This window comes from bacterium (genome assembly GCA_040755755.1).
GTDB lineage: Bacteria > SZUA-182 > SZUA-182 > DTGQ01 > DTGQ01 > DTGQ01.
Genome location: JBFLZW010000045.1, coordinates 23,887 through 30,518, shown reverse-complemented (window position 1 = coordinate 30,518; position 6,632 = coordinate 23,887). Strand labels below are relative to the sequence as shown.

The 6,632-nt window shown below is 47.1% G+C and carries 6 protein-coding genes; 2 read left to right on the top strand and 4 right to left on the bottom strand.

What is annotated here, in order from left to right:
- From AB1611_14245 to AB1611_14235, 3 genes are all read right to left on the bottom strand, one after another.
- On the bottom strand, positions 1 to 374 hold a 374-nt coding region (locus tag AB1611_14245), incomplete at its 3' end, for a hypothetical protein (GenBank protein ID MEW6380752.1).
- Between the two features lie 293 nt (positions 375 to 667).
- Complete coding sequence (locus AB1611_14240) at positions 668 to 1,453, bottom strand: hypothetical protein (protein ID MEW6380751.1); 786 nt, start codon at positions 1,451 to 1,453, stop codon at positions 668 to 670.
- 1,199 nt (positions 1,454 to 2,652) lie between these two features.
- Complete coding sequence (locus AB1611_14235; protein ID MEW6380750.1) at positions 2,653 to 3,366, bottom strand: hypothetical protein; 714 nt, start codon at positions 3,364 to 3,366, stop codon at positions 2,653 to 2,655.
- Between the two features lie 690 nt (positions 3,367 to 4,056).
- On the opposite strand from AB1611_14235, the gene AB1611_14230 reads away from it, so the two are divergent.
- On the top strand, positions 4,057 to 4,272 hold the full coding sequence (locus AB1611_14230; GenBank protein MEW6380749.1) for a hypothetical protein: 216 nt from the start codon (positions 4,057 to 4,059) through the stop codon (positions 4,270 to 4,272).
- A 546-nt stretch (positions 4,273 to 4,818) separates the two neighbouring features.
- Positions 4,819 to 5,070 carry a hypothetical protein gene (locus tag AB1611_14225; GenBank protein MEW6380748.1) on the top strand — a complete coding sequence of 84 codons (252 nt, stop codon included), beginning with the start codon at positions 4,819 to 4,821 and terminating at the stop codon, positions 5,068 to 5,070.
- A gap of 112 nt (positions 5,071 to 5,182) precedes the next feature.
- Here the strand turns inward: AB1611_14225 and AB1611_14220 are convergent, their stop codons facing one another.
- Positions 5,183 to 6,559, bottom strand: coding sequence for a M20/M25/M40 family metallo-hydrolase (locus tag AB1611_14220; protein MEW6380747.1), 1,377 nt, complete (start codon positions 6,557 to 6,559; stop codon positions 5,183 to 5,185).
- Positions 6,560 to 6,632: the final 73 nt, after the last annotated feature.

Below are 6,632 nucleotides of genomic sequence, written 5' to 3'. Positions count from 1 at the left end.
TTTTGAAAGCTCTCATCGAGAGTATCCACCCTGTTTTGAAAGTTGTCATTGAGAGTATCCACCCTGTTTTGAAAGCTCTCATCGAGAGTATCCACCCTGTTTTGAAAGTTGTCATTGAGAGTATCCACCCTGTTTTGAAAGTTGTCATTGAGAGCATCCACCTTTTTTTGAAAGCTCTCATCGAGAGTATCCACCCTGTTTTGAAGGCTCTCATCGAGAGTATCCACCCTGTTTTGAAAGTTGTCATTGAGAGTATCCACCCTGTTTTGAAGGCTCTCGGTGAGAGTATCCACCTTTTTTTGAAAGCTCTCAGTAAGGATACTTGTCTGGCGGGTAAAAATTTCCTCAATTTTTTTGAGATCATCTTCGCTCATGTTACTTGCCTCTGATGGTTCCCTGGAATGATGTCTCCTAAGGAGAACTAAAATTTACTATAAATATGAGTGCTTAAGGGTAATTAACTAAAATAAATATACTACATGGCAGCTTATGTTGTCAACTTGTGAGGCTAATTCTGAAGGTAAGAGAAATACGGGCAGTTTATTGTTTTTTTCTGGCTGCGGTATGTCGTTGAAAATCAATCTCTGCGAAAAAAAAATGGAGCCCCACCCTCTTTTGAGCGGGACTCCATCTTTTATTGCCAGAAAATCAGGCCAATATTCTGCCTTTAGATAAAGGGAAACAGCAAGCCGGAAATAGCTGCTGGTACAACTGTGGTAGCTGGCAGTACAACAGCGGTCGGAGCGGTAAGCTGCAAAATGACGGCTGTCGGAGCTACAACGGTCGGAGCTACAACCGTCGGGACGGGAAGAGGTGCAAGGGCTGTCGGAGCAAGAGCAGTAGGAGCTACAACCGTCGGAACGGGCAGAGGAGCCAGAGCTGTTGGGGCAATAACCGTCGGAACAGGCAGGGGAGCGATAGCGGTAGTGACGGGAAGAGGTGCAACAGCCGTCGGAACGGGAAGAGGTGCAACAGCCGTCGGAACGGGAAGAGGTGCAACAGCCGTCGGAACGGGAAGAGGAGCGACACCGGGAAGAAGTGCACTTGGGGGCAGGAAGAAGCCTGGAGGTGCGGTTGGGACTCCCGGGATTCCCGTAATGCCCGGAACGCCCGTAAAGCCTAATGGTCCTATAACTGGTGCGATCGGGGGTATGAATCCTGGAATGCTCATTAAATAAAGCCAGGCGTATGCATTCCCCAGAGGAACATTGGTGTTTATCCAACTGGCCGGAGTCGGGGGCAAAAATGCATAGTCAAGCGGGAGGCCGATAGGCAGCGGACTGCCGGAAGCATCAAGAAAATTCGATGGTGGCCACAGGTTTACTCCACCGATTGGATCATAATAGGCCATGCCAAGTGGAGTATTGTAGAGCAGCCAGGGATTTGCTGCAGCAGGATCCCAGGTCAAACCGGGCTGAACGGGCAATACGGTAGCAGGTGTTAACTCAGTCACGATTGGGACAGGTATTCCGGATACCGGATCAACAGGTGACAGGGCTGGAGACCACAGTGGCCATAGAGTGTTATAAGGAGGCATCGCAGCCCAGTTTTGAGCCTGTGAAACCGGTGAATAAACTAATGATAGAGCCACTAAACTGACCATGAAAAAGAAGAAGTACGCTAATTTCTTATTGGCAAACATTCTCAAGATACCTCTCTTAGCTAACCTATAGGTAATAAAAAAAAATCAATACATTTACAGACAAATAACAACACCTCACACACATCACTTTTCAGTTTATTCCCTCAGTTTCCTCCTGTTTCTTCACCCCTTTCCCCTGTAACTGCTCTGGTTGAAAGCTCACACTTCCTCATAATAAGCTGTTATTTTCCGGCCTTTCACCCCCTCTCATAAGGTGTTTTATCCTGACGGGCATTCGAAGCTTAGCTGCCTTGGTTATAAATATGCTCTCTGGCATTCCTCTAGGCAGGCATATCCCTGCTCAAACTAACTCTGTTGAATCAGACAAGCAGAAACAGCAGAAACTGATACTTTTTCAAATCTGTATCAGATTAGGAATAAGCAGCACTTCAGCCTTGAAGAAAGAGAAAACCTGATAGCCACAATGAGAAGCAAGAATATGGAAAAAGCTCTCTACAGTGCGTTGATTGAGAGTGGCAGCTTATGCAGCTTAAGATATTTTATGAGTGGCTTATGATATCGGCAATCAAGTGATCAAAATATATATCTCCTTTTACTTTCCTTATGGACAAATGAGAAACGCTCTTGCTATTTTCTTTGAATCCGAATTATTTCCTAAGACAAGGCAAGTCTCATACCACATCTTGATAAAGGCTTGACCAAGGCGGTGCTAATAAGAGCAAGCTTCTGTTTTCAGGTAAAAAAATATGTATTCGTAATAGCTTTCGCTGGCTGGACTTAGTTATATAAGGGGAAAAAATACATAAAAATAGCGAGAAGCAAAGGGGAGATAAGGCCGTCTGTGAAGGCACTTACTGGCAAAAGTGGCTTACCTGGCGAATGCCATAGCTGATATGTGTAAATCCATATTTTTTATGAAATCTTTATCGCTCATAATACGATAGATACCATAATATGGTTTTTCCCCAGCGAAAAAAAGAGGGGATCCCACTCTCTCTTGAGCAGATCCCCATCTTTTATACTCAAAGGATCAGAATAATAGATTTCCTTTAAATAATAACTGCGGTAGGAGCAAGGATTGTCGGAGCAACAACAGTAGGAACGGGCAGAGGTGCAATGACTGTCGGTGCAACGAGTGTCGGTGCAACGATAGTAGGAACGGGCAGAGGTGCAATGACTGTCGGTGCAACAACAGTAGGGATAACGACTGTAGGAATAGGAAGAGGAGGAGGAAGAGGAGGAAGAAGAGCGCTGAGAGGTAAGAATGTGGGTGATACTATCGGTGCCCCTCCAAATGCAGGTAAGAAACCAAGGATAGCCGAATTAGCCACCGGCAGTGTGGCGGTTAACCAGGCTGGATCCGTAGGCGGCAGATTCGCATAGTCCGGGGGAAGAGTCAGTGGTAAAGGGAGAGACATGAAAAATGCGGGTGGCCATAAGTTAACGCCGTCAATCGGATCATAGTAAGCCATTCCGGCGGGAGTGTTATACAGAAGCCATGGATAGCTGAGTTCCGTATACCAGGTTAATCCAGGCTCGACAGGCAATATAGTATTATGGGTTAATTCAGTTACTATCGGTGTGGGTAATCCGGTTACCGGGTCAACAGGTGATAAAGCAGGTGACCACAATGGCCACAAAGTATTGTAAGGGGGCATAGCGGCCCAGTTTTGAGCCTGCAAAGCCGGTGAACAAGCTAAGGATAAAGCCAGTAGACTGACCATGATGAAGAAGACATGCGCAAGTTTTCTGTTGGCAAACATTTTTGAAACCCCTTTCTTTTTGCTAACCTGCAGATACTTAATACAATCAATGCATTACGGGTTTATCATAATATCTGACACTCATCACTTTACACGCTGTGTTCTGAATTCCTTCTCTATTCACCCCTTTCCTATAACTGCTTCGATCGAATAACCGCTTTGACCGAACGCTCATGTTCCCTGGATTTACTCTGAGCTGCCAGTCTTTCACCTCCTTTCATAATTTATTTTTATCCTCATGGGCATTCCAGGCCTCACCGCTTTGATTATTGAACAGGCTATCTCTCTTCCATTTCTCTGTGCAGCCGGAATGAGCAGCACTTGATCCTTCAACAAAGCGGGTAACTATTGACTACAGAGAGAAGCGGGAACATGAAAAAACAGCCCTGAGCATGGCGATAATTGAGAGCGGCAGCTTATGCAAGAGGAGCAGCTTATGCAGCTTATGATGCCTTTATATAATATGCTATGGCATAGGCGATCAGGTGATTAAATATATCTCCTCCTATTTAATTATTACCAGATGAGAAGCATTACCACAGTTTTCATAAATTCATTACTTTCAAATAAGGCAAGTCCCGTACCACATCCTGATCAAGGTTTGACCGAGGCAGTGCTATAAGGGTAAGTTTCTGTTTTTGGATAAAAAACTTGTGTCCACAATAGCTTTCGCCGGTTGGATAATAATTCATGGAGAGGGGGAAAATACATAGAAGTAGCGGAAAACAAATGGAAATAAAGACTGATTGTGAAGGCATCAGCAGGCTTATAGCCGGTTTTCTGCTGCCTGCCATAATTGCTATGTATATATCCATCCTTTTTATGGGACTCTTATTTATTTGGGCAATTCTTCCCGACTGGAGAATATTTCGCCATGCAAAGAGGAATCCTGAAATCATGATGTGAAGTCCATATAGTGTATGTATTGACTCCATATTTTTTCGTATTTGCAATTAATTGATATTGTGAGGCTGTGCCGCATCCCTATTTCATTGCCCATAGTTTTTTCCACCCGCCCCCTCCACACTTGGACCCGATGATCTCGCAATGCCAAGTATATCAAGCATATCAGGCAGTTACCGAGGAGAAACCATATGGCATAAGAATTGAACAAAGAAGAAGCAGATCACGAAAACCTGAACAATATCCACGCGTTATTAAGTCCCCAGCAATACGTGACCCAATACGTGACATTGAGCGGCAAGTGACCTTGAGTAATGCCTGAACGATTATTTCCCGGAATTGGAAGAATGAAAGTCAGGAGGAAAGGAGGCTCTTGCATGAGGTAAGGCATGCCAGATCACAAGGCCGGATTTTCAGTACAGGCCGTTCATAACCATGCGAGCGGCTAACTTTGCCACGACCTGTACCAACTCCGGTTTTTTACCCGGTCTATCACTTAGAGCCGGTGGATAACAGGTTCACAGGGAACAGGTTAAGGAGGATAAGAAAATGGGAACGAAAAATGAAGAAAAACTGCTGGGAAGGGAAATAGAAGATTTGAACGAAGAAATCATAGCATTGGGCTATAAGCTCAATGAATTGCTCAGTGTGGATTGCTCTTTCGGCTTCTGTAATTTCAATCCGGAAATAGACATCATTCTTGATAAGATAAAGGAGATTCAGGAGAGAAAGGCACTTTTAGAACACCTCAAGGAGAATATCGGCGCTTATCAGGGAGAACCTGAAAACGCACCCCTGTAAGTTCGGACTCTCATCAACTCAAGACTGCCTGTCCTGTGATGGTTTCCTTGGTACAATATCCTGGCACGATCTCCCGAATATGACCGTTTATTAACTGGATGGAAAGCCGCCTCTATTCCCGGCCCATCCGGCTGATCCGGTGAAGATAATGGGCCAGGGTCCTGATCCCGCCAGAAGCCTGAGCCCAGTCGAAGTACTCGTTCGGAGCATGATAGCCATGTTCGGGCAGACTGAGGCCGAGCAGCACAATGGGTACCCGCCAGAGGTTTTGCATACTGACTACACTGCCGATAGAGCCGCCTCCCCGGATAAAGACCGGTTTCAGGCCAAATCCCAGGCTGACGGCCTCTCTGGCTGCCTGGGCGTGGAGACCGGAAAATTCGGCCAGGTAAGGCTCCAGGGTACTCTCCAGTTCGACCACTACATCGGGATTGATTCTGGCAACATGATCTTTTACTAACTGAAATATCTCTCCGGGTACCTGGTCGGGCACCAGCCGGGTGCTGATCTTGGCCTCGGCCGTATGGGGGACAATGGTCATGACTCCGCTGCCCATGTAGCCACCCACCATGCCATGAACCTCAAAGGTGGGCTCACACCAGGTAGCCTGAAGGATCCGGTCAGCATTCTCTGTGCGAAGCATCCGCAGGCCATTGACCTTCTTGAACTCGGAAACATTGAAGTCCAGTTTCTCATATTCCTTGATCTCCTCCGGAGAAGGCTTTTGTACTTTATCGTAGAATCCCGGAATCTTCACCCTGCCGGTCAGAGGATCCAGGCATTCGCTGATGACCTGGCAGAGCTCGGCCAATGGATTTCTGGCTGCTCCGCCTACCAGCCCGGAGTGAGCATCGCGGTCGGCAGTGGTCAGCGTCATGGTGGCGGCCATCATCCCCCTGAGGCCATAGGTGATGGATGGTTTATTCCGGGAAATCCAGATGCTGTCTGAAACCAGAATCGAATCAGGACGGATGTCGTCTTTTTTTGACCTGATAGCGGCCTCAAAATTCGGGCTGCCGATCTCTTCCTCCATCTCCCAGATGAACTTGATATTGAGTGGAAAGCCTTCCTCCATGGCAAATTTGGCGGCAAAGAGGGCAGCCAGAGCAGGCCCTTTGTCATCGGTCGTCCCCCTGCCCAGGTAATGCCCATCCATCGTGACCGTAAACTTGAATGGCGGATGGAGCCACTGTGAGGGCGAAGCGGGTTGAACGTCAAGGTGATTATAGATGGCGATAGTAGGTGCCTCGGACTGAACGTCGAAGTGACCTATGACCAGAGGATGTCCTGCGGTCTTGACGATTTCCGCTCTGGCTCCCATCTCGGTCAGGTATCCGGCAGCCAGACCGGCCCCCATCAGGATATCGTCCTGATAAGAGGGATCCGTACTCACGGTCGGAACCTCAACCAGCCCTCCCAGGCAGTGCTCGAACGTCTTGCGTGATTCCTCGATAAAACGATTCAGCCGATTGGCATCGATTGTGGTCATACTTATTCTCCTTTGCTTTTCTCTATGCCTTCTGTACTCTCTATGCCACCCATATCCCTCTGTGTACCTCAGT